This window comes from Paraniabella hibiscisoli, from assembly GCF_022512515.1.
Taxonomy (GTDB): Bacteria; Bacteroidota; Bacteroidia; order Chitinophagales; family Chitinophagaceae; genus Niabella; species Niabella hibiscisoli.
The window spans coordinates 2,036,980-2,060,686 of sequence record NZ_JAKWBK010000001.1 but is presented as its reverse complement, the minus strand read 5'-3'; the positions used below and the strand labels follow the sequence as shown (position 1 = coordinate 2,060,686).

Below are 23,707 nucleotides of genomic sequence, written 5' to 3'. Positions count from 1 at the left end.
GATTAATCAAGTCATTAAAAAAGGTTTAAAGTCTGAATCAACCTTAAACCTGATCATTTTAAATTTTAGAACCCGGCGGCCTCCGCATTATAGCCGCTCAATTATACCTGCAATACCCTGGCCACCACCCACACAGGCGGTAACCATGCCATACTTTTTATCCAGCCTTTTCAGATCACCTAATACCTGGATGGTTAATTTAGTACCGGTGCAACCCAGTGGGTGCCCAAGTGCAATGGCTCCTCCATTAATATTTACTTTCTCCGGATCCAGTTTGGCCTCTTGTATCACAGCCAGCGCCTGCGAAGCAAAGGCTTCATTCAATTCTATTAAATCAATGTCACTAAGATTTTTACCTGCCTGCTTCAACGCTTTTGGAATAGCCGCTACCGGGCCTATCCCCATAATACGCGGGTCAACTCCCGCAACGGCCGAGGCCACCAATCGGCCAATCGGCTGCAGCTGCAATTCATTCATCAGCTTCTCGCTCATGACTACCACAAAAGCAGCGCCGTCGCTGGTTTGTGAAGCATTGCCTGCTGTTACCGAACCGCCTGCTGCAAAAACAGGTTTCAGCTTATTCAAAGCCTCTAGAGAGGTATCAGCCCTGGGACCTTCATCTGTGTCTACTACAAAACTTCTTTTTTGCTTTTTGCCTTTTTCGTCAAGATAGATCTCTTCCACGTCGATTGGTAAAATGCCCTCTTTAAAATATCCTTTACTTATAGCTTCAATTGCTTTGCGATGCGAATTATAGCTAAATTCATCCTGCGCCTGGCGGTTAATATTAAAATCTTTGGCTACAGCCTCGGCTGTTAATCCCATATTCAAATAGTAATCGGGTGCGTCACTGGCGATGGAATAAGAAGGCACGGTTTTCCACCCCGAAGCGGGTACCAGGCTCATGCTTTCTGTACCGCCCGCAATAATACAGTCAGCCATTCCACTCCTGATCTTGGCACTGGCAATTGCAATAGTTTCCAAACCCGAGGCACAGTAACGATTTACCGTCATACCCGGCGTGGCAATACCCAGGGCACGGGCGGCTATAATGCGTCCCACCTGCAAACCCTGTTCGGCTTCGGGAACAGCATTTCCCACAACTACATCATCTACCCTCCCAGGCTCTAACTGCGGAATACTGCTCATAAGCCCTTTGATCACTTCAATAGCCAGATCATCAGGGCGATAAAAACGGAATCCGCCTCTTTTTGCTTTTCCTACTGCAGTTCTGTAACCGGCAACAATATATGCTTCCATGGCAATACTATTTGATACTGAATAATTAGTTGCATAAACAACTTTATTACTCAAATTTAAGTATTTCTGCTCATTTCAAAAATACCTGGATGCCTCATTAAGCTACCGGTAACCATAATCATGATAAGGATCAATTCAATTTCCCTCAATCATCAGAGCTATTGTTTTACAGGTATTGATTTTAAAGTTTATAACAGTATGCAGCGCTTGTATTAAACGGATCCAGTTGTATCCTTAAAGGTTTTACGCCATATCCATTTCAACCGTCGCTGTATCCAAAAATTCGGGAATACCTGTTTCGCTCTAGGCCAACCTGTAAGAAATTCTATACTATAAACTTAAACAGGCTATTAGAATACTTATTTTTGCACCCGATGTATTCACTACTGCGCAAATTGTACTTTATGTTCCCGGCCGAGCAGGCCCATTATATGGCTATGAACCAGCTAGGCCTGCTTACCGCGTCCAAAGCCGGAAAGAAACTGGTGAGCGCCATCGCTGCTCCGCCTGATGACCGGCACGAGACCCGTTTTTTAAATATGACCTTTAAAAACCCGGTTGGCCTGGGTGCGGGATTTGATAAAAATGCCCGTTATCTGAATGAGCTGGAAGCCTTAGGATTTGGGTTCGTGGAAATAGGAACCGTTACTCCACTGGCTCAGGACGGAAATCCACAGCCCAGGCTATTCCGCTTACCAGAGGACAAGGCACTGATCAACCGGATGGGCTTTAATAATGAAGGAGCGGATATTATTGCCGAACGATTGAAAAAATGGAGAGAAAGAAAAGCTAAAAGCGAGGACAAATATCCATTGATCATTGGTGGCAATATTGGTAAAAACAAGGTTACACCTAATGAAGATGCCTGGAAGGATTATGCTACCTGCTTTAATAAACTACACCATTATGTAGATTATTTCGTGGTGAACGTGAGTAGTCCTAATACGCCTGGTTTACGGGAGTTGCAGGAAAAAGAATCGCTTCGCAAGATCATCTGGAACCTGGCCATGATCAATAACGGTAAAGCAGTGGCTAAGCCTATTCTATTAAAGATCGCACCCGATCTTACCCAATCACAGATTGATGATGTAATAGACCTGGCATCTGAGGTTAAATTAGACGGACTGGTGATCAGCAATACCACTATCGATCGTAATGGATTAAATACACCTGTAGCTGAGCAGGAGAAAATAGGTGCCGGTGGATTGAGCGGAAAGCCGGTACGCGCCAAAAGCACGGGTATTATTGAATACGTGCACAAACAAACAGGCGGAAGCATTCCTATTATCGGCTCGGGCGGTATTTTTACCGGGGTTGACGCCCGTGAGAAAATGGCAGCCGGCGCTTCTTTAATCCAGGTATGGACCGGTTTTATCTACCAGGGCCCCGATATTGTAAAACAAATCTGTAAATCCTTATAACATATAAAATGGATCTATTATTCATTTCCGGTTCCGAACTTTTTACGTTCGAATCTTTACTTAGCTTTCTAATCCTTGTAGTGCTGGAAGTAGTGTTGGGTATTGATAACGTTATTTTCGTAAGCATTATTTTAAACAGGCTGCCAGTTAGCCTGCAAAAGAAAGCCAGGCGTACCTGGATGGTTACCGGCATATTAAGTAGGTGCCTGTTGCTGGCGGGATTAAGCTGGCTGCTGGCGCAAAAAGGCAAACATATTATTCCGGAGTCCTGGTTTGGCAAGGGCTTCGACCTGGCAAGCATCGTAATGCTGGTAGGCGGCTTGTTTCTTATCTATAAATCCGTAAAAGAAATACATCATAAACTGGAGGGTGAGGATCCATCTGCCAACGCCCAAAATCAAAAGAAACTAAGTTTCGGACAGGCTATTGCGCAGATATTGGTTATTGATGCAGTTTTTTCTTTTGACAGTGTAATAACGGCAGGCGGTACGGCCAAGCACCTGGAGATCATGGTAGCTGCTGTTATTGTAGCAATGATCGTTATGTTTACGTTCAGTCCTAAAATCGCGGCATTTATTGAGAAACATCCAACCTTAAAAATGCTGGCGCTATCTTTCCTGGTAATGATTGGCGTAAGCCTTATTGTAGAAGGCTGGAACGCAGATATGGCGCATGAGCTCCATCTTAAAAATTACATCTACTTTGCCATGGCCTTCTCTTTTATTGTAGAACTACTCAATATGGTAATGCGCAAGAAAAAACCACATGTCGTTAAACTAAATGCGCCTTCTCTGGAAGATGCACAAAAACCTCTTCCGCCAACAGAAGAGCATTAACTCTGCATGCACCAGTTTTTGAACATACCAACGAAGACCAGCGTAACTGGATCGAAGCCTTATTTGATCATGCTACTATTGGCATTGTGGTAACCAACCGGAATGGAAGGATCATTAACTTTAATAAACAGGCAGAAAAAGACTTTGGCTATGCCAAGGACGAGATTATTCAAAAGCCGCTTGAAATTTTACTCCCCCAGCGATAAAAGCCCGTCATGAGGGCTATAGAGAAGACTATTATGAACACCCAACTCCCCGCTCCATGGGACATGGCAGGGACCTTTATGCACAAAGAAAAGACGGCAGCGTATTCCCCGTGGAAGTAAGTTTGAGTAGTTACACAGTAAGCAATGAGCTTTTCGTATTGCTTTTGTAATTAACATAACGGTACGTAAGCACCAGGAAGAGGTTGTACTTAAACAAAAGGAAGAACTGGAGCAGGTCACCAAAGAGATCAAACAGCTCAACATATCACTTGAAAAGAAGATTGATGACCGCACTAAGATGTTGCGGGAAACGCTTTCAGCTCTGGAGCAGTCGAAGCTGGAGTTAAGCGAAGCTTTGAAAACAGAGAAGGACCTGGGTGAGATGAAATCCAAGTTCGTATCGATGGCTTCGCATGAATTTAAAACGCCGCTGAGCACCATCCTGTCTTCTTCTTTTTTGCTGGAGAAGTATAATGACCTGGATGAACCCGGTAAAAGAACCAAACATATCAATCGTATTAAACATGCGGTTAATGATATGAAGATGATACTGGATGACTTTTTATCATTGGATAAACTGGACGAAGGAATTGTGCAGGCAAAACCTGAAACGTTTAGCGCCGAAGCTTGTTTTGAAGCGCTGAACGATGTGGTATGAGATGTCGGTACATTGTAAACCTGGTCAGGAGATCCGGACTGACTTTAGTGGTGATCGGCCGATAGTGATCGACGAAAGGCTGCTAAAGAATATATGCATCAATTTACTCTCTAACGCTATTAAATTTTCCCCGGAAAACAGTGCCATTGTATTACTTTGCCATATCAGCTCTTCAGAAGTGCTACTTTCTATAAAGGACAGTGGTATTGGTATCTCTGAGGAAGACCAGGCTCATTTATTTGAACGGTTCTTCAGGGCAAAAAATGCGGTAAATATCCAGGGTACCGGCCTGGGTTTAAATATCGTATTACGGTACATAGAACTCATGAATGGTTCTATTGAATTTAAAAGTGAGCTGGAAAAAGGTTCTGTTTTCACAATACATATCCCTCAATAAACCTACATCACAGGATGAAAAAAATTCTTGTAATAGAAGATAACGACGAAGTAAGAGACAATATTGCCGAAATACTGGAACTATCGGGCTATGAGGTAATTACTGCGGAGAATGGTAAACTGGGAACTGAAATAGCCATTGAGCAAATTCCCGACCTCATCATCTGTGATATTATGATGCCCGTATTAGATGGTTATGGTGTAGTATACCTGCTCAATCAAAATCCCAAAACCAATAGCATTCCTTTTATATTTTTAACTGCAAAATCGGAGAAGACAGATTTCCGCAAGGGGATGGAGCTAGGCGCTGACGACTACATCACCAAGCCTTTTGAAGGAATAGAATTACTAAAAGGTGTTGAGATGAGGTTACATAAATCAGAAGCGGTGAAACAGCAGCTGACAAGGGATATTGAAAGTTCCGACTCGCTTAATAGCTTTTTGACGAATGTAAAAAAGGTAACGCATGTTCCTTTAATTTCAGAAGAACGGGAGGTATATAACTATAAAAAGAAACAGCAAATATATGCCGAAGGACAAAGGCCTAAGGCGGTATACTATGTAAAAAGTGGCAAGGTTAAAACCTTCAAATCGAATGATGACGGGAAAGAGCTGATCACGAATGTATTGGGCAAAGGTGATTTTCTCGGATATACTTATATATTAGAGAACATTGTATATAAAGAGAGTGCGGAAGTATTGGAAGATGCAGAAATCATGACGATTCCCAAGGATGATTTTTTGGTGCTGATGTCCGCCGACATGCAGGTTGCCAGGCAGTTTATTAAACTGATCACACATAATGTGCTGGAGAAAGAAGAAAGTCTGCTAAACATTGCCTATAACTCATTGCGAAAAAAGTAGCCTACCAGTTAACCGCAATGCTGGAGAAATTTAAAGCAGAATCGCCTGATACCAAAGAAATCAGGTTATCGAGAGACAACCTGGCCCAGGCTACAGGGATCGCTACAGAATCACTGATCAGGACCCTGTCAGATTTTAAAGCAGAAAAGCTGATTGATATTAAAGGCGGAAGTATTATTATTTTAAACGAAGGGAAATTAAAGAACCTGCCTTACTAAACAAGGTCAGGTATTATTGGTGATCTCCTCACCCGCGTTATTTTGTTGCTGAAGCGTCCAGCTATCGGTAAGCAGGGTAGCCACCCACACATTCCCGCTTTTTCTAAACACTTCCGTTCGCAGGCCAAAACCTGCAAAGCTGCTTCCCAGCTCCGCAACGGTGATATCGCTATGAATATCAACAACACCTTCCCCGGGAAGATCCACAAATTTATCCATCACAGGGCTATGCTTTTTACCCCGACCCACATTAGTATCTTTCTCCATTTTATAAAGTTCGATCTTTAGAAACGGGTAGCAGGATGAAAAGAAATTTTTCACATCCTCGGGTCGGGTGCTTTCCGAAATATATAGTTGCATTTTAGCCAAGATGATGTAAAGCTAGTTCCTCCAAAAATCACCACTCATGATAAAACTCAATTGAAATAGTGATTCTAATCATAGTACCTGCTATTGACTTTAAAGCCCTCTACCATTTTCTTAGCTGGCCGGGTGTAAAGGTCCATTCGGGCGTATTAATCGCCTGTAGCTCATCTGCTTTATACCAGGGACTATTATTTGCATCAGGATTTTTAACTACATGTATATCCTGCGCAGGCATATAGCTTTGCGCCAGCATAAACCATCGTCTCCCTTTTTCATCAATCGCCACATCCACTACGATCATTGCGTGTCCGGGAAAACCTCCTTTGATCAGCACATCACCGGGTTCAATATTTTTTACTAATCCTGGTTTCAGCTGTTTTTCCAGTGAGGCAGTTCCACACATTCCAAATACACGATCTAAGTATTTAGGAAAACTACTTTTATCGTTACCTCCGGTCCAGGTATATTTTTTCCCAGGTTGTCGGCAAAAACTATGTCAGAAAAACGCTTTTGATCAAACAGAAATTCAGCGCGAAGCCTCATCACCGCATCCGCACATTGCTGTAAGTCCCTTTTCCCCACAGAGATATCCATCACTGCATATTGTGCTTGCTGGTTGGGTTTAAGCCGGCCATTAAAGAGGAAAACCTCGTTGCCGGATTTTAAGGTCACCTTCCTTAACCAATGCCCAAAGGAACCTTCTTTACAATCTATCCGTTTAGAACCCGCGGGCTCCCTGATAGCACCCACACTGCGAAAAGCATCAATATTTGAAGCCGACTCAGCAGGGTATTCACGAACCGCCGAACGAACGGAGGCCTGTTCACATCCCACCCAAAACAGCATGGTTATTAAATAAATTTTCATTGCCCGTTTATTTGAATTAGGATGCGGCTCCACCAGCATTCCATAGTATGTCTAAAAATTTTAACAATGTAGTTCCATGAAACTCAATACTAAACCGCAATCAAAAACGTTTATAAGCTATATATCGCAAACAATATTTACATTTACCTTCTACCGTGTTCAAGGAATAGTCCCCAAAACCGTTTATGAGTAATCCTTCTTCAATACTTCAGTGCCATACCGAACCGATCCATATTCTGGGTAAAATACAGGACAGGGGATTTTTAATTGGGATAGAGAAAGACAAAGAACAGATTACCCATGTCAGCGAAAATGTGGATAGCTTGCTATCCATTAACGCCAATGATATTATCGGAAGACATTGTAAGATTTTAGATAAGCTTATTATTGGCCCTGGCTTTTTGTTCTCCCGCTACGCTGCATCATTAAGCAAGGGCGACGAAAGTTTGCCCAATCATTACCCGGTAATAACCTGCAATGACATTAGTTATTACCTGATCCATTCTTTTAGCAGTAATTATATATTATTTGAAACAGAACCTGTTTTGCAGGACGATGATGTTTCCGACAAGATTTTTGAAATAGTAGACACCGTTATCGGCCAAAATGTAATTGCTGATATTATGGATGCAGCTGTTTCGGAGATCAAGCGTATCACCGGTTTTGAACGTGTAATGGTATACCAGTTTCATACAGACGGAAGCGGACAGGTAGTAGCAGAAGCAATAGACGGTGACCTGGAACCATTTATGGGATTGCGATATCCGGAGACAGATATACCCCGGCAGGCGCGGGAGCTTTATAAAAAAATCATCATATCCGCCTGGTGCACGAAGCCGGGGAGCAACGCCGCTTATCATTTCGTCTACCCCGCTCCGCTGGACCTCACCTATTCTGTTTTACGTGCCGTATCTCCCACCCATATTGAGTACTTAAAAAATATGGGAGTAACATCCAGCTATAGCGTATCTATCATGGATGACAATGCACTTTGGGGCCTGGTTTCCTGTCATCACAGCACTCCTAAGATCATTGACTACAAAGTAAGGCAGGCAACTTTGCTCATTGCCAAAGTAATGATGTCACGGATATCTGAAAAATTAAAGGATCTTTCCAAACAGGCCGAAAGAAAATACACCGTCAATTATTCGCGCTTGCAGGAGTTGATCATACAGGAGCATAATTTTAAATCAAGCCTCAGCAAGGGGCTGCAACATTTTCTACAAACTACCAGCGCAACAGGTTTCGCCATGATGTTTGATGGTCAGCTGTATAGCCACGGGTTGGTGCCCGAAAGAGATCAGATTCTTTCCATCATTGGATGGTATAAAGCCAAACGCACATACGGTTTGCATTACACGCAACAGTTTTCTAAAGAAGATGAAAGGGCCGCTGAGTATTATAAAAAAGCCAGCGGCATACTCATCGCTCCGCTAAATATTGAAGAAGGCTATTTGGTTTGGTTCAAAAAAGAAAACCGGTATGTAGTGCAATGGGCGGGCAACCCACATGATAAGGATACCCAGCCTGTTAAGGGAAACAAGCAGCTACAGCAATACATCCCCCGTAAATCCTTTGCTGTATGGAGAGAAAATATTACACAGCAATCTGAAAGCTGGAGCAACGAAGAAATCAGTTCCGCCCAAAGGGTAACAGGACTGATAGAGTCATCGTTTGCGAAAGAAAGAAAGCAAATTTCCGAATATAACAGTAAGCTTAACCGTATTAAAGGACCTGGAATTTTTCAGTTATACGGTTTCTCATGATCTTAAAACGCCGCTAACGGTTATCAGATCTTATGCCCAGTTGTTATTACTGGCCGGAGAATCCATGAGCCCTAAAGAAAAAGAGATTACTAAAAAAATAATGACGAGCGTTGACAAGATGAGTGAGATGATATCAGGCGTCAACCAACTTACCCGTATAAATAAAAACGAGATCACATTTAAAGAAGTAGATGTTGCCATACTCATTAATGACATTGTAAGCGACCATACCATAGCTCACGAGTACCATAAAACAAAAATTGTAATAGGCAATACGCCCGAAATATTTGGCGATCATCACCTTATTTATCATTGCTTCTCTAACATCATCGGCAATGCTTTAAAATACAGTTCAAAAACCAGCAACCCCAAGGTGGAGATCAGTGGTTTTAAAAAAGATAACTATACCTGCTACAGAATATTGGATAACGGTATCGGTATTCCACCCGAAGATCATGCTCATATATATGACCTGTTTAATCGTTGCCAGAATGCCGGTGAATTTGAAGGATCTGGCATAGGCTTACCAATTGTGCAAACCATCCTGGAAAAGCACAAAGGTTATGCCTGGTGCATCAGTAACCTCGGAGAAGGGACCGCTTTCTACCTTGTATTTCAAAACACACCTGCTTAAATGCTGAGTAATGTTATAAAGACGACAACAGCCCCTTGCATACCAGGCTGGAGCAGGCATTATTTGCCGGAGCTATTATGGACGGGAGTCTTACCTTTTCTGACTACAACAAAGTATTGCGGGTTAATTATTGTGTACACCGCTTACTCGAACCCATCATTTTTACTGTATTGGGAGAACGCGTAAAAAGGAAATTGAACTTATCAAAAGAGCTAAACTGCCTGCATTGGAAGAAGACATGATTGGCTCCGGCATTAACCTTTTAGCAGATGATAACTTAATTATTCGTCCACCCTCTTTTGACAATGAAGCTGAGGCTTTGGGCGCATTATATGTTTTGGAAGGCGCTACCCTTGGCGGACAGTTTATCATAAAGCAGTTGAAAAAGAATGACTCCTTAGCGGCCCTGCCATTAGCCTATTATAATGTTTATGCTAACCAGACCGGAATACGTTGGAAACAATTCCTGGAAGTCATCAATCGATATGAAGATCACGAAAGCGCATTACGGGGCGCACAAAAAGCATACGACCTATACCTCACAGTTGCAGAGACCATCATACCTGCGTAGCACATACATCATAGTTCCTGCAATAGGATCACTCATTTCCGATAATTTTGTAAAAAAGATACTATTGAGAAATGGGTAAAAGAGAAAACTATATTAGCTGGGATGAATACTTTATGGGAGTAGCCTTACTTTCAGGCAAGCGCAGTAAAGACCCTTCTACCCAGGTAGGCGCCTGTATTGTAAATACCCAGAATAAAATTGTAGGGGTTGGATATAATGGTTTGCCCATTGGTATCAGTGACGATGAATTTCCCTGGCAGAAGCAGGGCGATTTTTAGAAACGAAGTATCCCTATGTATGCCATGCAGAATTAAACGCCATTTTGAATAATATAGGCATCAGCCTTCACGGATGCAAGATCTACACGGCACTTTTCCCTTGTAACGAATGTACCAAAGCAATCATACAGGCAGGCATCGGTGAAGTAATCTACCTGTCAGATAAATATGCTACACTGGATAGTTTCATCGCTTCTAAAAAATGTTAGAAAAAGCCGGTATTGTTATGAGAAAGATGGACGCTCAGCAAAAGCATATCGCCCTTTCATTTGACGAAGGTGACGTTTAAACAATTACCTGCTAAAAACTCAACTGAATTTAAATCATCGTCAAATAATACAAATCGTGCATCGTAGCCTGGCTGTATAAACCCGATCCGGTCATCCATTTTTATAGCTTTTGCCACCCGGCTGGTCGCCATTTCAATAGCTTCCTGTAAAGTAACATTTAAGTGTGCCATAGCATTTTTAACCGCATCAATCATTGATATGGCAGCACCGCCTAAATTTCCGGCTCCATCGCGATAATAGCCATCAACCATTTTGATGCTTAAGTTTTCCCAATCGAATACCTGTTTTTTCTACCTAAAAATGCAGCATCCGACAATAAGATAAGTTTATCGCCCTTTTGCTTATATGCCACTCTTGCCGCTGCGTAATGGCAATGACCTCCATCCAGGATAATGGGCGCATAAACATTTTCGTTGTCAAATATCGCCCCTACCAACCCACATTCTCTGTGGCCCATCTGGTTCATAGCATTGTACAAATGAGTTACCAGCTGAATGCCTTTTGAAAAGTAATACTGAGCCTGGTCATATGTAACAGCAGTATGGCCTATTGCAATATTAATACCGCTATCCAGCAACAACTGCAGCTGGTCATCTGTGAAACATTCGGGAGCGATGGTGATGATCTTTATTACATCTTTACCTGCAGCGATGATCTGTTGCAATTCTTCATCAGTAGGTTTACGAATAATAGCAGCCGGATGCGCACCCCTCTTGCCAACATTAATAAAAGGCCCCTCCAGGTGCATGCCCAATACGCCGGGTTGCTGCTGCATAATTTTTTTAACAACTTCAATTCCTTGTAGAATAGTCTCAAAGCCGGAAGAGATCAATGTGGGTAGTATATAGCCCGTACCATGATCAATGCTGGCCTGGTACATATCCTGTAAGGAAGCCTCAGATAGTTCTTTGGAAAAATACAGATCATAGCCTCCATTGGGCTGTATATCGATAAAAGCAGGTGCGATGTTTTTGCCTGAAGCATCGATTATTTGAGCGCCATCGGGTACAGCAGCATCTATCTTAAGGATCTTTCCATCCTCAATAAGAATGGAGGTATTTTTTACAATTTCAGAACCGGTAAAAACAGTCGCATTAACAATAGCCTTTAACATGTAGCGAATTTTCAGCAAACATAGTAAAGTTAAGATCGCTAATTAGCCAACCCTTAATAATGTTGCAGCAACCATACCGGCAGTTTCTGTTCGCAAACGGGTTTCTCCCAGGGTAACAGGTTGATAGCCGCTGTTCAAAGCAGCTTCAATTTCTTCTGCAGTAAAATCACCTTCGGGACCTATTAAAATCAGTGAAGAGGAGGATTTGTATTTAAGGGACTGTTTATCTGTTTCAATACAATGGGCAATGTATTTATTGGTAGCAGATGTATGCTCCTGGGTGGCGATAAATTTATTGAAATCAACAGGAGCGCTCATTTGTAAGAGCCAGGTTTGCTGACTTTGCAACATGGCGCTTACTAATATATTCTGAAGGCGCTCTTCTTTAAATTTCTCTGTTTCGGTTCGCCTGGTTATCAGCGGCACTACCCTGCTAACACCCAGCTCTGCCGCTTTTTCCAGGAACCACTCAAAACGGCTGGCATTTTTGGTGAGTGCAATCGCAATGGTTACTTCACTCCCCTGCTTTTCTTTTGGCTCTATAAAATCCACCGATACCTGGCAATGCTTCCGGTGATCATTAACGATAGTAGCTGTAATCAGGTGTCCCTTTCCATCTGTAAGATGCATTTGATCACCCACTTTCATTCTCAGTACCTGGATCGCATGTTTGGAATTGGTTTCATCGAGGGTAATGGTCATACCTGAATTAAGATCGTTCTCTTCCCCTAAAGTCAGTCTTACGCCTTTCGCATTCTTTTGTTCTTCATCCTCAAAAAAACATTCGGCTGATCTACCGGGAATCCTGCAAACCAACCTTCTCCATTCTCACCTTTGGAAATTTCAGAACTAATTTCAAGCTGCTGTATGTAGAAATAAGGTAACAAACTGTTTATTGAGTTTTGGTGAGCGTCCAGGTATTAACCTGCCCACTAACAACTGTCATCCATCAACTAAAAAGGTGCTTCATCCAGCTCATCATCGCTCATATTGTTCATCTTGCTTTGAGCCTGGAAGAGTCTCGCTCCCGCACCGCCACCTGCATCTGCATCATCATTTACCGGGCGCCAGGTACCTCCGCCTAAACCAATGGCGTTATATGGATCTTCATCCCAGGAAATGAACTTTTGAATATGCAGTAAGGCTTTTAATTTTACAGTGTCAAGCGAACCATTACGGTGCTTAGCAATCTTCACCTCGGTCAAACCTTTTTGATCTTCTCCTTCCGAATTGGTATTGATATCGTAATAATCAGGGCGGTAGAGGAACATAACCATATCCGCATCCTGCTCAATCGCTCCCGATTCCCGAAGGTCACTCAACTGTGGAACCCGGCTACCCTCTTTCGTACCTCTTTGTTCCACCGCACGGCTTAACTGGGACAGGGCGATAATGGGAATATTCAACTCTTTTGCCAAACCCTTCAGGTTTCGGCTGATGGTACTGATCTCCTGCTCGCGGTTGCCGTTTTTATTGTCACCACCACCGCTCATCAACTGCAAATAGTCGATGATCACCATTCCTATATTATGTTTATTCTTCAGCTTACGGCATTTAGCACGTAGCTCAAATATATTTAAGGCGGCTGTATCGTCAATAAAAAGCGGGGCCTGGGATAATCGCTGTATACCCTTGGTATATAACTGCTTCATCTCATGCTCTTCCATTTTACCCCGGGCAATTTTTTCCAGCATGATCTCACTTTCAGCAGATAATACACGCTGAACCAGCTGAGCGGCACTCATCTCCAGAGAGAAGAAAGCCACCGGCGTCTGCTTCGAAGGATTCATAATGGCATTACGAGCCAGGTTTAAGGCAAACGCTGTTTTACCAACCGCCGCCTTGCCGCCAGAATGATCAAATCACTATTCTGCCAACCGTAAGTGATCTTATCCAAAGGCTTAAAACCACTCGGTACTCCTGTAACATCTTCGTTCCGGTGACGCAGGTCTTCGATACGCTTGATGGTATCCACCAACACAGAGTCGATGGATTGCATCGTACTCTTCATATGTGAGTTGGTTATTTCAAACAGTTTGGACTCCGCATCATCCAGCAGATCAAAAACATCAGCACTATCTTCATAAGCATCCGAAAGTATCTCCCCACTTATCCGTATTAATTCACGCTGTATAAATTTCTGCATGATAATACGGGCATGCGACTCTACGTTGGCTGCCGAAACTACGGTGTTGGTAAGCTTGGTCACATAATAAGGTCCCCTACAATATCCAGTTCTTCCTTCATGCGCAGTTCTTCCACCACGGTAAGGATATCAATAGGCTGGCTTTTATTAGCCAGAGATTGTATAGCACGGAAAATACGCTGATGCGCATCTACGTAAAAGCATTCAGGGTTACGTATGGTTTCAATAACCGCATCAAAAGCGCCCTTTTCCAGCATGATCGCTCCTAAAACGGCCTCTTCCAGTTCGCGTGCCTGCGGCGGTACTTTGCCATACACCAGGGTGCCTACATCAGCTGCACTGCCAGCGCTCGTTCTGCGTTTTTGCTTCCTGTCTTTATTTAAGTTAATGGGGTCCATTGTTCAATTCAAACGATAAAAGGTCCTGTCATCAGTTATTACCAACGATTCATTGGGTGCAATCCTACTTGTAATTCTGTTAAATTAATTAGTTGAGGTGTGTTACCCGTTAAAACCAAAGGGCGAATTTAGACCTGAAAAAGGGTAGAAAAAAATCTTTATTTCCAAACATTTTCCGTACACGAAAACACAGGTTATGCACATTTTGGTAGTACGCGGTTGCTTACTTCTTGTAATTACAGCTAAAGTGTCATAAAAAAATATTAATACCTGTGTTACTAAATGCAGTTTTCTATCGTCTTAGTTCTCAAACAACGCAGTTTGAGAAAAGCGCACGCATGAGAACGTATAATCGGGTGCTTAATCAACGCAATAAAACGTAGAAATCAAAATACATCTTGTTTTATCGCCGTTGCCAACCTGATGCTGACTATAGTTAGCAATGTAAAACGATAATTGAAGTGGAAGAAGAGTCTGGACAAAATCTGATATGTTTACCCCTGCTAAACCCTCCATTTAGTGTGTTCAATGCCTTCGTAGATTTTTCTTTCATTTTCATTTGTCCTCATTCGCGGGTAGCGGAATGAAGTAGTATAGAAAGTATTCAAAATATACAGCATTTTAAGTTGACCATTATCCAAACCAATACTCCCCGGCAAATCGCCGGGGAGTTCCTTTTTCTTGCTCACAACCAGCATGCAATTGCTAGCTAAACTTTAAACATTGCGTATCTTTGCGCTCCCCGAAGGGGTTCTTCGGGCAAAAATCTGTTATTTAAAATGACCATTTCTTATAATTGGCTGAGCGAGTACCTGCCTGCCGCACAGGCGGGGCAGTTAGAAAAAGTGCAACCTGAAAGACTGAGCCAGATTTTGACATCGATCGGATTGGAGGTTGAAGCTATCGAAGCTTACGAATCGCATAAAGGAGGTTTAAAAGGCCTTGTTGTAGGAGAAGTGCTTACCTGCGAAAAGCATCCTAACGCTGACAAGCTAAAATTAACCACGGTAAATACCGGGGCTGCCGAGCCGCTGAAAATAGTTTGTGGTGCACCGAACGTTGCAATTGGGCAAAAAGTGATAGTGGCGCCTATTGGCACTACCATCTACCCGCTTAACGCAGCACCCGTAACGATGAAAGCTGCTAAAATACGTGGGGAAGAAAGCCAGGGCATGATTTGCGCTGAGGATGAAGTAGGTTTAGGCAATTCTCACGAGGGTATATTGATATTACCTGAAACATCCAAACCCGGAACACCGGTTGCCGAGTTGTTTAATATATATACAGACACCATATTTGAAATTGGCCTGACGCCCAATCGTATGGACGCCATGAGCCACTGGGGTGTAGCCAGGGATGTATCTGCCTACCTGGCTCATCATGATAAAAAGAACGGTGGTCCGAAACTGCCGGCTATAAAAGCCCTGCCCGCATTTAAAGGTAAAAATCCGCTGGAGGTTACCGTAGAAAATACTACCGCCTGCCCGAGATATAGTGGTATTTCTATTAATAATGTAACTATTGCCCCAAGTCCGCAATGGCTGCAGGATAAGTTGAAAGCCATCGGGGTAAAGCCCATTAACAACATGGTAGACATTACCAATTTCATATTGCATGAAACCGGCCAGCCACTCCATGCTTTTGATGCAGACCAGATCGCAGGCAAAAAAGTTATTGTTAAGAACCTGCCACAGGATACCCTCTTCGTTACACTTGATGGAAAAGAGAGAAAACTGAACAGCTTTGATCTCATGATCTGCGACGAAAACGGCGGTATGTGTATCGGTGGCGTTTATGGAGGCCTGAACAGTGGCGTTTCTGAGGCTACTAAAAACATTTTTTTAGAAAGCGCCTGCTTCGACTCCATCACCATCCGTAAAACATCCTTTTCACATGCACTGAGAACTGATGCCGCTACCCGTTTCGAAAAAGGAACCGATATTTCGGCGACTGTGAATGTTCTGAAACGGGCTACCGAGCTCATCCTGGAACTCTGCGGTGGCGAAGTAGCTTCAGGCATTATTGATATTTACCCTGAAGAAAAACCAAAAACATCTGTAACGCTTAAATACCATTACCTTAAAAAGTTAAGTGGTAAAAATTATCACCCGGATGCAGTAAAGAAAATACTGACGGCCCTGGGTTTTGTGATTGAAAAAGAAGATATCGATTCGCTTAAAATAGCTGTACCCTATCACAAGCCCGATATTAGCCTGCCGGCTGATATTGTAGAAGAAATATTGCGTATTGATGGATTGGATAACGTAATTATCCCTTCTTCCATTACGATGACTCCTGCGATAGAAGAAAACAGGGCGGCGGAAGTGCTGAAGGAAAAAGTAGCTAATTACCTGGTAGGGCTTGGTTTTAACGAAACATTGACCAATTCCATCACCAACAAAGCCTACTTTAGTGAAGCAGAGTTGGCCAGCGTGGTAAAGATGAAAAACAGCTTAAGCGCGGAGCTGAATATCATGCGCCCGCAAATGCTGGAAACAGGATTGGAGATCATAGCACATAATCTCAACCGCAAAAATGAGAACCTTCGCCTGTTTGAGTATGGTAAAACCTATACTATTAATAATAAAGGGGCATTTGAAGAGCCTGAGCATATTTGCATTTATCTCACGGGAAAAAAGCAGGCTGATGCCTGGAAAGGAAAAGGAGCCGCCAATGATCTTTATACGTTGAAGGGAGCCGTTGAGAAAGTGCTGACCCTGGCCGGTATTGGTGAAATTAGCTTTGATGAAGCCAGCAGTACACAACTGCAATATGGCCTGGCTGTTTTAGCCGGAAAAGAAGTAATCGGGCAGATTGGGTTAGTGGGTAAGAAAATGCTGGAAAGATTTGATGTTAAACAACCGGTATTTTTTGCAGACCTCAGCTGGGACCTGATTCTCAAAAAATCAAAAGCGGATAAAGTTCAGTTTAAACCACTTTCTAAATTTCCGGCAGTACAAAGAGATATTGCTGTAATTATTTCGAAAGAACTGAAATATGTGGCGGTTGAAGAACAGGTAAAAAAACTGAACCTGAAAAAACTACAGTCGATCCAGTTATTCGATGTGTTTGAAAGTGAAAAGCTAGGCGCAGATAAAAAATCTATTGCGGTGAATTTCACCTTTCTCGATGAAGAAAAAACACTGACTGATGGTGAGATTGACGGCTGGATGAAAAAGATCATGCAAAGCCTGGAGAGAGAACTACAGGCCGAGATCAGAAAGTAAGCAGTTTAATATAGGTTAAACCTTCCGTCTTGAACTTTTAAACATCGATCATGTCGCAGATTCTTGAAGACAAAATAAAGCAGATACAGGAGAAATTGCAATTGCTGGCAAAGCAAAATGCTTCTATAAAGAAGGAAAACCAGGCTTTAAAAGAAACCCTGGCGGATGCCCGGCTGCAATTTAACGAAGCGGCCGATGTAGCCGAAGCATTGCAACATCAGCTCGATGCTAAAAAATACAGCCAGGCTATGATGGATCCGGAGGAAAAGAAAGCTTTTGAAAAAAGATCAACGGATATATTAAAGAAATTGATAAATGTATTGCGCTGTTAAGTGTATAAGAAAGCTTATAGTTGATAGATCATAGTCGATAGTCTGTTCACTTATTACTCACCACTCACTATTTCATCGTTATCATGCAAGAAAATCTGATTCCCGCCAATATTAATATCGCCGACAGGATCTACCGGGTGCAAATGTCTCCTGAAGATGAACAGGTTGTTCGCCAGTCGGTACGCATTATCAATGATAAAATTGTTGAATTTAAAACCAAGATACCGGGCAAAGACATGCAGGATTATATATCAATGGTATTGGTTTGGTTTGTAACAGAAAGTAAGAACAAAAATGTTTCTATAGCCGATGAGAATCATTTGCTGGGCAAACTGGAGCAGATAGAATCATTAATTGATAGCGAACTTCAATAGCAATAACCAGAGGAGCCTGAACCGAGCCACCTTCTACCTATAAAATCAAATCGTTGTCGTTTTAAGATCGATTCGCCAAATCTCAATCTTAAATACCAAATTTATTTTTATCTTCGCCCACTACCCATCCCGTTGGTTGGGTATTTTTTTGATATTTAGAATTATAGAACCATTTTTCGAAAGAAAAAACAAATGACTTTTAATGGAACCCACAATAATTATTGTAGCAGCAGTGGCCCTGGTGTTGGGCATAGTGGCGGGTAAATTTATTTTCGCTAAAAACACACAACAAAAAATCGACGAAGCCAGCTTACGAGCGCAAACCATTGTAAAAGAAGCCGAACTCAATGCAGAAAACGTCAGGAAGGAAAAAGAATTGCAGGCTAAAGAAAAATTTGTTTCCCTAAAATCGGCTCACGACAAAGATGTAAACGAACGTAACCGCAAGTTATCTGAAAGCGAAAACCGTATTAAACAAAAAGAACAGTCTTTAAACCAAAAGGAAACCAATCTTGAAAAGCAGGTAAAAGACAATGATGTTATTAAAGACAACCTGAATAAGCAGATTGAAGTAGTTAACAAAAAACGCACGGAGCTGGAAAAACACCAGGAAGAGCATATACGCCGCCTGGAAAAGATCGCTGGCCTCACTGCTGATGAAGCTAAAACTCAGCTGGTAGAAAGTCTTAAAAATGAGGCGCATACGCAAGCGATAGGTCTGCAGCAGGAAATTATTGATGAGGCTAAGCAAAAAGCTAATAAAGAGGCCCGCAAAATCATCATTCAAACCATTCAGCGTACCGCTGCGGAGCAGGCCATTGAAAATGCGATCACCGTGTTCAACCTGGAAAGCGACGAGGTAAAAGGCCAGATCATTGGTAGAGAAGGTCGTAATATTCGTGCACTTGAAGCTGCAACAGGGGTAGACCTGATTGTTGATGATACGCCTGAAGCCATTTTGCTATCTTGTTTTGATCCACTGCGCAGGGAAATTGCACGCCTGAGTTTACAGCGTTTGGTAACGGATGGTCGTATTCATCCTGCCCGTATTGAGGAAGTGGTAGAAAAAACCCGCAAGCAAATTGAGGAGCAGGTGATGGAAATTGGTGAACGTACTGTTATCGACCTGGGCATACATGGCCTGCATAAAGAACTGGTAAGAATGGTAGGCCGCATGCGCTATCGCTCTTCTTATGGTCAAAATCTTTTAATGCACAGCCGCGAAACGGCGAACCTTTGCGCTACCATGGCGGCCGAACTAGGTATGAACCAGAATATGACCAAACTGGCTAAGCGTGCTGGTCTGTTACACGATATTGGTAAAGTGCCTGATGAAGAAAGTGAATTGAGCCACGCATTGCTGGGTGCAAAACTGGCTGAAAAATATGGTGAAAACCCGGCTGTAGTGAATGCTATCGCTGCCCACCACGATGAAGCAGAAATGCAATATGTGATCTCTCCTATCATACAGGCCTGCGATGCCATCAGTGGTGCACGCCCCGGCGCCCGCAGGGAAATTATGCAGCAATACCTGCAACGTATTAAAGACCTGGAGAACCTGGCTACCAGCTACCCTGGTGTTGAAAAGGCTTATGCGATACAAGCAGGCCGTGAGCTGCGTGTAATCGTAGAGTCTGACAAAGTAACTGACCAGGACAGCGACAAGCTTTCGTTTGAGATCGCTCAGAAGATCCAGACAGAAATGACTTTCCCCGGACAGATTAAAGTAACCGTTATCCGTGAAAAAGAGCGGTAAACGTAGCAAGATAATTGCTTAATAAATAGTTGAAACAGCCGGTTTCCCTGTGAGACCGGCTATTTTTTTTATAAATCAGAACTTGCACCTACAGTCAAAAAACAGCCTCCTATTTTATTAAATCCACGTATTTTTACTCCTCAAAACTAACATTATGAAAAAATGCTACTGATAGTTATTTCGTCGACGATAATTTGCGTGTGTGCGAACGCACAATGGCAAACATTCCGCACCACCACAACTGTTCCAACACCCCAAGGACCTGTAAAAATACCATCTAGTTACTCTGTTTACACACCAATGTATTATGGTAACGGAGATCCATATAAAAATATATGGCTATTAGTAACGTTTACGAATGACAGCATCATACGAATAAAAGGATCAATAACAGGTAAAGGAGATCGGTCTGTAATAAAAATAAAGAAGGGCTCTACAATAAAGGAAATACTTCCAGAGCAAACTAAACAAATTCTTTTTGTTAATAAATTTAATAATGCAGACTCTGTTATCGGCCTGCCACAACAACGTAAATACTGGATTGCCAGCCATAATAAAAACGAAACAATTAAAACCTATACTCCAATGCTTTGGGGTGCAAATTTGTTTTATGTTACTGACAAAAATGGAAATATAGCCGAAGCCACTAAGGACATAGTTTTAGATCTTGTCTCAGGTAATGAAAAAGCCGTACAACACGCCAATAAAGGCAACCTCGAAAAGGCTATTGCGGTTTACAATGAGTCAATGAGGAAAAAAGATAAGAAAGAAAAAATAAATGGTAATGCATCTAATTAATTCAAGTTGCTAGTTAATTGGTGAGTTTATTTAGGTGAAAGCCAAAATAAACATCGCGAGTTTGATCAGAAACCCTTTAAAGGTGACTGCATGTATTTTTCGAAGGAACAGGGCTTTTATTTCACTAAAAGAAGTTTCTATTCCTTTTCTCTTTTGCTCTTTGATGAACCGGATCCACGGCTCATCGGGTCTTCGGGAGTTGCTTTTTCGCTGGATCATTAACTCAATCAGTTCTGCTTCTCTCATATCATCTTCCACCTGATAATCGGTATAAGCAGAATCTCCATAAATCTTACTTTCAGCAGCCACTGCCAATGGCAGCTTTTTCAAGGCCTGTACATCACTCTCACAACCGGGTACAAAACCAAACTCTACCGGGATGCCCTCAGCGTTGACTAGCACCTGCACTTTTACTCCATAGAAATATCGACGCATGCTACACTGTTTACCTCTCCATTGCTTTCCTTTGAGTAGTTTACAACGACTGATCCGAATATTATCACACACCGCTACCGGGAAAGAATCAATCACATATTCTGACGCTCCTGCCACGCTTTTTAAATAATGACCTAACTGCCAAAACAGGGATAAAACCAACTCACTGACGCAGTGAAGTCTCCGGTTAAATCGACTTTTGTCCAACATACCTGGAACTAATCCTGTCATCTTCATAAAGTTCCTGCCATTATCCAAATGCCCTCCAAAATAAAGAGCGGATACTAATGCCGTCGTTATTACCTCACTGTCGCTGACTCTGCGACGACTATCTTCAAAATGGCCAATCCCTTTTAAAATATCATCTACAATACAAAAAATCCTTATAATTTTATCTTCCGTGAGCATCTCGATTCATTTTTAAGTGTGGTAACTCTAAAATAAATCTTTTTGATGCTCATTTTTTTATTGCTTTACTAGCAACTTGGGTTAATTAAGTACTTAATACTAGGAAAAAATGAGATCTTATTATAGTAATTTCGCAATCCAGTCATTATAAAAATGTGTTCAGAAAACTTTAATATTACTTTACCACCCTATTTAAGTTTGTCAGCATTGTCAATCTGTACTTTCGGGTAATAAAAATTTTCCAATGAAGCGTTTTCTCCCGTTGGTTATCAGCCTTCTCACTCTATCAACCCTGCATGCACAATTTGGCGGCGGTGGCATGGGTGGAGGACGTCCGGGAGGAGGTGGGGCCGGTGGCGGTATGCGAAGCCCCGGAGACAGGCCGGGCGATCCACCTAACGGGCAGTTTAAAAATGCGCCATCGGGTAATTTTTTTAGTGCAGAGTTGAAGGATGGCACTACCATCACAGGAAGCGGCACTATAAAATTTAAAAATGATCTGTGTGTTGTAGAGATTAAAACGCCTGAAGGAAAAGAACTGACTTACACACCATCCCAGGTAAAACAACTGAGCCGCAACGGACGCGGAGGAATGGAGGCTTTCATCAACTTTGACAATAAATACTGGCTCACCAAGCTCAACAGGAATGTAGAACAGTTTTACCAGGCCGAGGGCGACGATGAAATGGTATTCATTAAGGAAAAAGATAAATTCAGGATAGCCACTAAAGGTGATATCATTGAACTGGTAAAAGAAAATAAAGACGCCTATAAGCAGGCAAAGAAAGGACATGTGAAAAAATCGCTGCTGGCTTATATTGGCGAACCTCAACCCGAACGTAACGAATTCAGGGAAATGAGGGAAAGTATAGATACGGAAAAAGCAGAAAAAAGCAGCAATTATTTAATCAATAAGCCAGGCCGGTTATCGTTTCAGCCGCCACAGTTCATTTTCGAGTAACAGTGTTTGATAATACGCCTCCGACCTGTAAAAGAAATTCGTTTTCCTGCTATTGGCAAAAATCCCTTTTACAGGATTAGGAAATACCGAAGTCATATTAGCCACGAAGAAATAAAAACGGTCCCAATCCTTGCGGGAAACAACTATCTTTTCTCCCGGAATTTTTCCCAGTTTTATAAGCGACGTTTGCAGTAAAACAAGCTCCATTTCATTATCAGCCCTTTGCATCTCTGCTTTCAGATCCTTGATCAATATCGGCTTTAATGTAGCCAATAAATTATGCCGGGGTGCGCTGCTACCAGGCGGGCCAGGTGGTATAAAATAATAGCAGTGTTCTGGTAATGCGGGGAATGTAGTGCGGGCGTTTAATATGTTTACGGTCGAGCACCATATCCGTCATCAAACGGATGGTAGCACTATCATACCGGTTCAATGCCAATTGATTGTCCAATACAAACCGCATACCATTCGCCTGCACACAGATATCGAAATCCACCGGCATGTTTTTGCCAAACCAGGTAGAATAAGCCGGTATTTTTTTATAACGTCTAAAGGTATTCCTGATCCCTCTCTTTTGCCCATTGGCATTTTCAGCCATCAGCTTCTTCACTTCCAGTTTCAGGCTATCGCTAAAATCGGCAGATAAGTATAATATGGCAGTATCATCCAGGTCATCGGGTATTATGTATTTCCTGCGTTGAGAAAAATAGCGGCTATTAGGAAAATGTCTCGATGGTTGGGTTTGCCAGAAATTATATACCGGCCTGCCATCTTTATTTTGGTACCTGTAGTAATTAGCAGTTGCTTTTCCGGTCATGGCAGCTACAATTGTCCGGTTCTTTTCGGATAACTCTTCCTTTATATCATTCAAAGTCCAGGCAATTAGCCCCGTAAAAATATATTATCATCTTCCTTCGGAGGTTTTCGCCCGGGCAAATAAGCTCTTTGTGAAGGGAATATACCCACCGGGTAGTTCGTGTCGGCTCCTGTCGCCTGTAGACCACTAATACGCAGGACCAAAGAATCGATATACGGGTTCTGCCCCAATACAGTATTTCCCCAAAAACCAACCAGAAAGAATGTTAGCAGCACACGCATGAAAAAGTTGTTTAATCCCTGCAAAAATA

The 23,707-nt window shown here is 42.4% G+C and carries 33 protein-coding genes; 19 read left to right on the top strand and 14 right to left on the bottom strand.

The annotated features are described in order from the left end of the window. Positions 1-87: 87 nt before the first annotated feature. Positions 88-1,260 carry an acetyl-CoA C-acyltransferase gene (locus MKP07_RS13045; protein WP_240847585.1) on the bottom strand — a complete coding sequence of 391 codons (1,173 nt, stop codon included), beginning with the start codon at positions 1,258-1,260 and terminating at the stop codon, positions 88-90. Between the two features lie 374 nt (positions 1,261-1,634). On the opposite strand from MKP07_RS13045, the gene MKP07_RS13040 reads away from it, so the two are divergent. The 7 genes from MKP07_RS13040 (at position 1,635) to MKP07_RS13010 (ending at position 5,859) form a co-directional block, all read left to right on the top strand. Then, positions 1,635-2,681: a quinone-dependent dihydroorotate dehydrogenase gene (locus tag MKP07_RS13040; protein ID WP_262919284.1), complete on the top strand. Its 1,047-nt coding sequence runs from the start codon at positions 1,635-1,637 to the stop codon at positions 2,679-2,681. Positions 2,682-2,689: 8 nt separating this feature from the next. Beyond that, a complete protein-coding gene (locus MKP07_RS13035) occupies positions 2,690-3,517 on the top strand; it encodes a TerC family protein (RefSeq protein ID WP_240847583.1) in 828 nt (275 codons plus the stop codon). An 86-nt stretch (positions 3,518-3,603) separates the two neighbouring features. After that, a complete protein-coding gene (locus MKP07_RS41130; RefSeq protein ID WP_240847582.1) occupies positions 3,604-3,723 on the top strand; it encodes a PAS domain-containing protein in 120 nt (39 codons plus the stop codon). 298 nt (positions 3,724-4,021) lie between these two features. Next, entirely contained in the window at positions 4,022-4,381 is a 360-nt protein-coding gene (locus MKP07_RS13025) for a sensor histidine kinase (RefSeq protein ID WP_240847581.1), read from the top strand. Beyond that, positions 4,371-4,778 (top strand): sensor histidine kinase, encoded by a 408-nt coding sequence (locus MKP07_RS13020; RefSeq protein WP_240847580.1) that lies wholly within the window; start codon positions 4,371-4,373, stop codon positions 4,776-4,778. Before MKP07_RS13025 ends, MKP07_RS13020 begins: the two co-directional genes overlap by 11 nt. Positions 4,779-4,792: 14 nt before the next feature. Continuing rightward, on the top strand, positions 4,793-5,641 hold the full coding sequence (locus MKP07_RS13015) for a response regulator (protein WP_240847579.1): 849 nt from the start codon (positions 4,793-4,795) through the stop codon (positions 5,639-5,641). 17 nt (positions 5,642-5,658) lie between these two features. Further along, positions 5,659-5,859, top strand: coding sequence for a helix-turn-helix domain-containing protein (locus MKP07_RS13010; RefSeq protein ID WP_240847578.1), 201 nt, complete (start codon positions 5,659-5,661; stop codon positions 5,857-5,859). A gap of 6 nt (positions 5,860-5,865) precedes the next feature. On the opposite strand, the gene MKP07_RS13005 is transcribed toward MKP07_RS13010, so the two are convergent. The 3 genes from MKP07_RS13005 to MKP07_RS38455 all read right to left on the bottom strand — a co-directional run bounded on the left by MKP07_RS13005 (position 5,866) and on the right by MKP07_RS38455 (position 7,092). Next, a complete protein-coding gene (locus tag MKP07_RS13005; protein ID WP_240847577.1) occupies positions 5,866-6,219 on the bottom strand; it encodes a hypothetical protein in 354 nt (117 codons plus the stop codon). Between the two features lie 109 nt (positions 6,220-6,328). After that, positions 6,329-6,628 (bottom strand): DUF4846 domain-containing protein, encoded by a 300-nt coding sequence (locus tag MKP07_RS38460; RefSeq protein WP_262919283.1) that lies wholly within the window; start codon positions 6,626-6,628, stop codon positions 6,329-6,331. A 14-nt stretch (positions 6,629-6,642) separates the two neighbouring features. Further along, complete coding sequence (locus tag MKP07_RS38455; RefSeq protein ID WP_262919282.1) at positions 6,643-7,092, bottom strand: DUF4846 domain-containing protein; 450 nt, start codon at positions 7,090-7,092, stop codon at positions 6,643-6,645. Positions 7,093-7,277: 185 nt separating this feature from the next. On the opposite strand from MKP07_RS38455, the gene MKP07_RS12995 reads away from it, so the two are divergent. The 6 genes from MKP07_RS12995 to MKP07_RS12970 all read left to right on the top strand — a co-directional run bounded on the left by MKP07_RS12995 (position 7,278) and on the right by MKP07_RS12970 (position 10,550). Then, positions 7,278-8,858 carry a GAF domain-containing protein gene (locus tag MKP07_RS12995; RefSeq protein WP_240847576.1) on the top strand — a complete coding sequence of 527 codons (1,581 nt, stop codon included), beginning with the start codon at positions 7,278-7,280 and terminating at the stop codon, positions 8,856-8,858. Continuing rightward, positions 8,767-9,492 carry a sensor histidine kinase gene (locus tag MKP07_RS12990; protein WP_240847575.1) on the top strand — a complete coding sequence of 242 codons (726 nt, stop codon included), beginning with the start codon at positions 8,767-8,769 and terminating at the stop codon, positions 9,490-9,492. Before MKP07_RS12995 ends, MKP07_RS12990 begins: the two co-directional genes overlap by 92 nt. 35 nt (positions 9,493-9,527) lie before the next feature. Then, positions 9,528-9,734 carry a heme oxygenase-like domain-containing protein gene (locus tag MKP07_RS12985; protein WP_240847574.1) on the top strand — a complete coding sequence of 69 codons (207 nt, stop codon included), beginning with the start codon at positions 9,528-9,530 and terminating at the stop codon, positions 9,732-9,734. Next, positions 9,719-10,063, top strand: a complete 345-nt coding sequence (locus tag MKP07_RS12980; protein ID WP_240847573.1) for a biliverdin-producing heme oxygenase — start codon at positions 9,719-9,721, stop codon at positions 10,061-10,063. The genes MKP07_RS12985 and MKP07_RS12980 overlap by 16 nt, the downstream gene beginning before the upstream one ends. Before the next feature lie 71 nt (positions 10,064-10,134). After that, positions 10,135-10,341 carry a deoxycytidylate deaminase gene (locus MKP07_RS12975; RefSeq protein ID WP_240847572.1) on the top strand — a complete coding sequence of 69 codons (207 nt, stop codon included), beginning with the start codon at positions 10,135-10,137 and terminating at the stop codon, positions 10,339-10,341. Between the two features lie 44 nt (positions 10,342-10,385). After that, positions 10,386-10,550 (top strand): deaminase, encoded by a 165-nt coding sequence (locus tag MKP07_RS12970; protein ID WP_240847571.1) that lies wholly within the window; start codon positions 10,386-10,388, stop codon positions 10,548-10,550. 56 nt (positions 10,551-10,606) lie between these two features. Here the strand turns inward: MKP07_RS12970 and MKP07_RS12965 are convergent, their stop codons facing one another. The 6 genes from MKP07_RS12965 to MKP07_RS12945 all read right to left on the bottom strand — a co-directional run bounded on the left by MKP07_RS12965 (position 10,607) and on the right by MKP07_RS12945 (position 14,289). Next, positions 10,607-10,882 carry an amidohydrolase family protein gene (locus MKP07_RS12965; RefSeq protein WP_240847570.1) on the bottom strand — a complete coding sequence of 92 codons (276 nt, stop codon included), beginning with the start codon at positions 10,880-10,882 and terminating at the stop codon, positions 10,607-10,609. 8 nt (positions 10,883-10,890) lie between these two features. After that, positions 10,891-11,745, bottom strand: coding sequence for an N-acetylglucosamine-6-phosphate deacetylase (gene nagA / locus MKP07_RS12960; protein WP_240847569.1), 855 nt, complete (start codon positions 11,743-11,745; stop codon positions 10,891-10,893). Positions 11,746-11,787: 42 nt separating this feature from the next. Next, complete coding sequence (locus tag MKP07_RS12955) at positions 11,788-12,561, bottom strand: RsmE family RNA methyltransferase (RefSeq protein ID WP_240847568.1); 774 nt, start codon at positions 12,559-12,561, stop codon at positions 11,788-11,790. 137 nt (positions 12,562-12,698) lie between these two features. Beyond that, positions 12,699-13,535: a DnaB-like helicase C-terminal domain-containing protein gene (locus tag MKP07_RS12950; RefSeq protein ID WP_394803565.1), complete on the bottom strand. Its 837-nt coding sequence runs from the start codon at positions 13,533-13,535 to the stop codon at positions 12,699-12,701. Between the two features lie 20 nt (positions 13,536-13,555). Beyond that, on the bottom strand, positions 13,556-13,954 hold the full coding sequence (locus MKP07_RS42465) for a DnaB-like helicase C-terminal domain-containing protein (protein ID WP_394803564.1): 399 nt from the start codon (positions 13,952-13,954) through the stop codon (positions 13,556-13,558). Continuing rightward, the gene (locus MKP07_RS12945) at positions 13,951-14,289 is read right to left on the bottom strand and encodes a DnaB-like helicase N-terminal domain-containing protein (RefSeq protein WP_240847567.1); all 339 of its coding nucleotides are present in this window, start codon (positions 14,287-14,289) and stop codon (positions 13,951-13,953) included. The genes MKP07_RS42465 and MKP07_RS12945 overlap by 4 nt, the downstream gene beginning before the upstream one ends. Before the next feature lie 779 nt (positions 14,290-15,068). Here MKP07_RS12945 and pheT point away from each other — a divergent pair. The 5 genes from pheT (at position 15,069) to MKP07_RS12920 (ending at position 20,776) form a co-directional block, all read left to right on the top strand. Continuing rightward, positions 15,069-17,516, top strand: a complete 2,448-nt coding sequence (pheT, locus tag MKP07_RS12940) for a phenylalanine--tRNA ligase subunit beta (protein WP_240847566.1) — start codon at positions 15,069-15,071, stop codon at positions 17,514-17,516. Between the two features lie 50 nt (positions 17,517-17,566). Continuing rightward, positions 17,567-17,848, top strand: coding sequence for a hypothetical protein (locus MKP07_RS12935; protein WP_240847565.1), 282 nt, complete (start codon positions 17,567-17,569; stop codon positions 17,846-17,848). A gap of 83 nt (positions 17,849-17,931) precedes the next feature. Next, positions 17,932-18,222 (top strand): cell division protein ZapA, encoded by a 291-nt coding sequence (locus MKP07_RS12930; protein WP_240847564.1) that lies wholly within the window; start codon positions 17,932-17,934, stop codon positions 18,220-18,222. 202 nt (positions 18,223-18,424) lie between these two features. Beyond that, the gene (gene rny / locus MKP07_RS12925; RefSeq protein WP_240847563.1) at positions 18,425-19,978 is read left to right on the top strand and encodes a ribonuclease Y; all 1,554 of its coding nucleotides are present in this window, start codon (positions 18,425-18,427) and stop codon (positions 19,976-19,978) included. Between the two features lie 162 nt (positions 19,979-20,140). Beyond that, positions 20,141-20,776, top strand: a complete 636-nt coding sequence (locus MKP07_RS12920) for a hypothetical protein (protein ID WP_240847562.1) — start codon at positions 20,141-20,143, stop codon at positions 20,774-20,776. A gap of 30 nt (positions 20,777-20,806) precedes the next feature. On the opposite strand, the gene MKP07_RS12915 is transcribed toward MKP07_RS12920, so the two are convergent. Continuing rightward, the gene (locus tag MKP07_RS12915; RefSeq protein WP_240847561.1) at positions 20,807-21,619 is read right to left on the bottom strand and encodes an IS982 family transposase; all 813 of its coding nucleotides are present in this window, start codon (positions 21,617-21,619) and stop codon (positions 20,807-20,809) included. Between the two features lie 244 nt (positions 21,620-21,863). Between MKP07_RS12915 and MKP07_RS12910 the strand changes: the two genes are divergently transcribed. Next, positions 21,864-22,580 carry a hypothetical protein gene (locus MKP07_RS12910; protein ID WP_240847560.1) on the top strand — a complete coding sequence of 239 codons (717 nt, stop codon included), beginning with the start codon at positions 21,864-21,866 and terminating at the stop codon, positions 22,578-22,580. On the opposite strand, the gene MKP07_RS12905 is transcribed toward MKP07_RS12910, so the two are convergent. The 3 genes from MKP07_RS12905 to MKP07_RS12895 are packed head-to-tail and all read right to left on the bottom strand — an operon-like array spanning position 22,545 to position 23,678. Further along, positions 22,545-22,832 carry a hypothetical protein gene (locus tag MKP07_RS12905; protein WP_240847559.1) on the bottom strand — a complete coding sequence of 96 codons (288 nt, stop codon included), beginning with the start codon at positions 22,830-22,832 and terminating at the stop codon, positions 22,545-22,547. The genes MKP07_RS12910 and MKP07_RS12905 overlap by 36 nt on opposite strands. A 43-nt stretch (positions 22,833-22,875) precedes the next feature. Beyond that, on the bottom strand, positions 22,876-23,451 hold the full coding sequence (locus tag MKP07_RS12900; protein ID WP_240847558.1) for a hypothetical protein: 576 nt from the start codon (positions 23,449-23,451) through the stop codon (positions 22,876-22,878). An 11-nt stretch (positions 23,452-23,462) separates the two neighbouring features. Beyond that, the gene (locus MKP07_RS12895) at positions 23,463-23,678 is read right to left on the bottom strand and encodes a hypothetical protein (RefSeq protein WP_240847557.1); all 216 of its coding nucleotides are present in this window, start codon (positions 23,676-23,678) and stop codon (positions 23,463-23,465) included. Positions 23,679-23,707: the final 29 nt, after the last annotated feature.

Excerpts from the sequence above, each read along its gene's own strand:
- MKP07_RS12975 (WP_240847572.1), top strand. The coding sequence starts at position 10,135 with ATGGGTAAAAGAGAAAACTATATTAGCTGGGATGAATACTTTATGGGA.
- MKP07_RS38460 (WP_262919283.1), bottom strand. The coding sequence starts at position 6,628 with ATGTGTGGAACTGCCTCACTGGAAAAACAGCTGAAACCAGGATTAGTA.
- MKP07_RS12930 (WP_240847564.1), top strand. The coding sequence starts at position 17,932 with ATGCAAGAAAATCTGATTCCCGCCAATATTAATATCGCCGACAGGATC.
- MKP07_RS12965 (WP_240847570.1), bottom strand. The coding sequence starts at position 10,882 with ATGGTTGATGGCTATTATCGCGATGGAGCCGGAAATTTAGGCGGTGCT.
- MKP07_RS12995 (WP_240847576.1), top strand. The coding sequence starts at position 7,278 with ATGAGTAATCCTTCTTCAATACTTCAGTGCCATACCGAACCGATCCAT.
- MKP07_RS12945 (WP_240847567.1), bottom strand. The coding sequence starts at position 14,289 with ATGGACCCCATTAACTTAAATAAAGACAGGAAGCAAAAACGCAGAACG.
- MKP07_RS13045 (WP_240847585.1), bottom strand. The coding sequence starts at position 1,260 with ATGGAAGCATATATTGTTGCCGGTTACAGAACTGCAGTAGGAAAAGCA.
- nagA (WP_240847569.1), bottom strand. The coding sequence starts at position 11,745 with ATGTTAAAGGCTATTGTTAATGCGACTGTTTTTACCGGTTCTGAAATT.
- MKP07_RS13020 (WP_240847580.1), top strand. The coding sequence starts at position 4,371 with ATGTGGTATGAGATGTCGGTACATTGTAAACCTGGTCAGGAGATCCGG.
- MKP07_RS13035 (WP_240847583.1), top strand. The coding sequence starts at position 2,690 with ATGGATCTATTATTCATTTCCGGTTCCGAACTTTTTACGTTCGAATCT.
- MKP07_RS13005 (WP_240847577.1), bottom strand. The coding sequence starts at position 6,219 with ATGCAACTATATATTTCGGAAAGCACCCGACCCGAGGATGTGAAAAAT.
- MKP07_RS12935 (WP_240847565.1), top strand. The coding sequence starts at position 17,567 with ATGTCGCAGATTCTTGAAGACAAAATAAAGCAGATACAGGAGAAATTG.
- pheT (WP_240847566.1), top strand. The coding sequence starts at position 15,069 with ATGACCATTTCTTATAATTGGCTGAGCGAGTACCTGCCTGCCGCACAG.
- MKP07_RS12910 (WP_240847560.1), top strand. The coding sequence starts at position 21,864 with ATGAAGCGTTTTCTCCCGTTGGTTATCAGCCTTCTCACTCTATCAACC.
- MKP07_RS13040 (WP_262919284.1), top strand. The coding sequence starts at position 1,635 with ATGTATTCACTACTGCGCAAATTGTACTTTATGTTCCCGGCCGAGCAG.
- MKP07_RS12915 (WP_240847561.1), bottom strand. The coding sequence starts at position 21,619 with ATGCTCACGGAAGATAAAATTATAAGGATTTTTTGTATTGTAGATGAT.
- MKP07_RS12895 (WP_240847557.1), bottom strand. The coding sequence starts at position 23,678 with ATGCGTGTGCTGCTAACATTCTTTCTGGTTGGTTTTTGGGGAAATACT.
- MKP07_RS13025 (WP_240847581.1), top strand. The coding sequence starts at position 4,022 with ATGTTGCGGGAAACGCTTTCAGCTCTGGAGCAGTCGAAGCTGGAGTTA.
- rny (WP_240847563.1), top strand. The coding sequence starts at position 18,425 with ATGGAACCCACAATAATTATTGTAGCAGCAGTGGCCCTGGTGTTGGGC.
- MKP07_RS13010 (WP_240847578.1), top strand. The coding sequence starts at position 5,659 with ATGCTGGAGAAATTTAAAGCAGAATCGCCTGATACCAAAGAAATCAGG.
- MKP07_RS13015 (WP_240847579.1), top strand. The coding sequence starts at position 4,793 with ATGAAAAAAATTCTTGTAATAGAAGATAACGACGAAGTAAGAGACAAT.
- MKP07_RS12920 (WP_240847562.1), top strand. The coding sequence starts at position 20,141 with ATGCTACTGATAGTTATTTCGTCGACGATAATTTGCGTGTGTGCGAAC.
- MKP07_RS38455 (WP_262919282.1), bottom strand. The coding sequence starts at position 7,092 with ATGAAAATTTATTTAATAACCATGCTGTTTTGGGTGGGATGTGAACAG.
- MKP07_RS12950 (WP_394803565.1), bottom strand. The coding sequence starts at position 13,535 with ATGAATCCTTCGAAGCAGACGCCGGTGGCTTTCTTCTCTCTGGAGATG.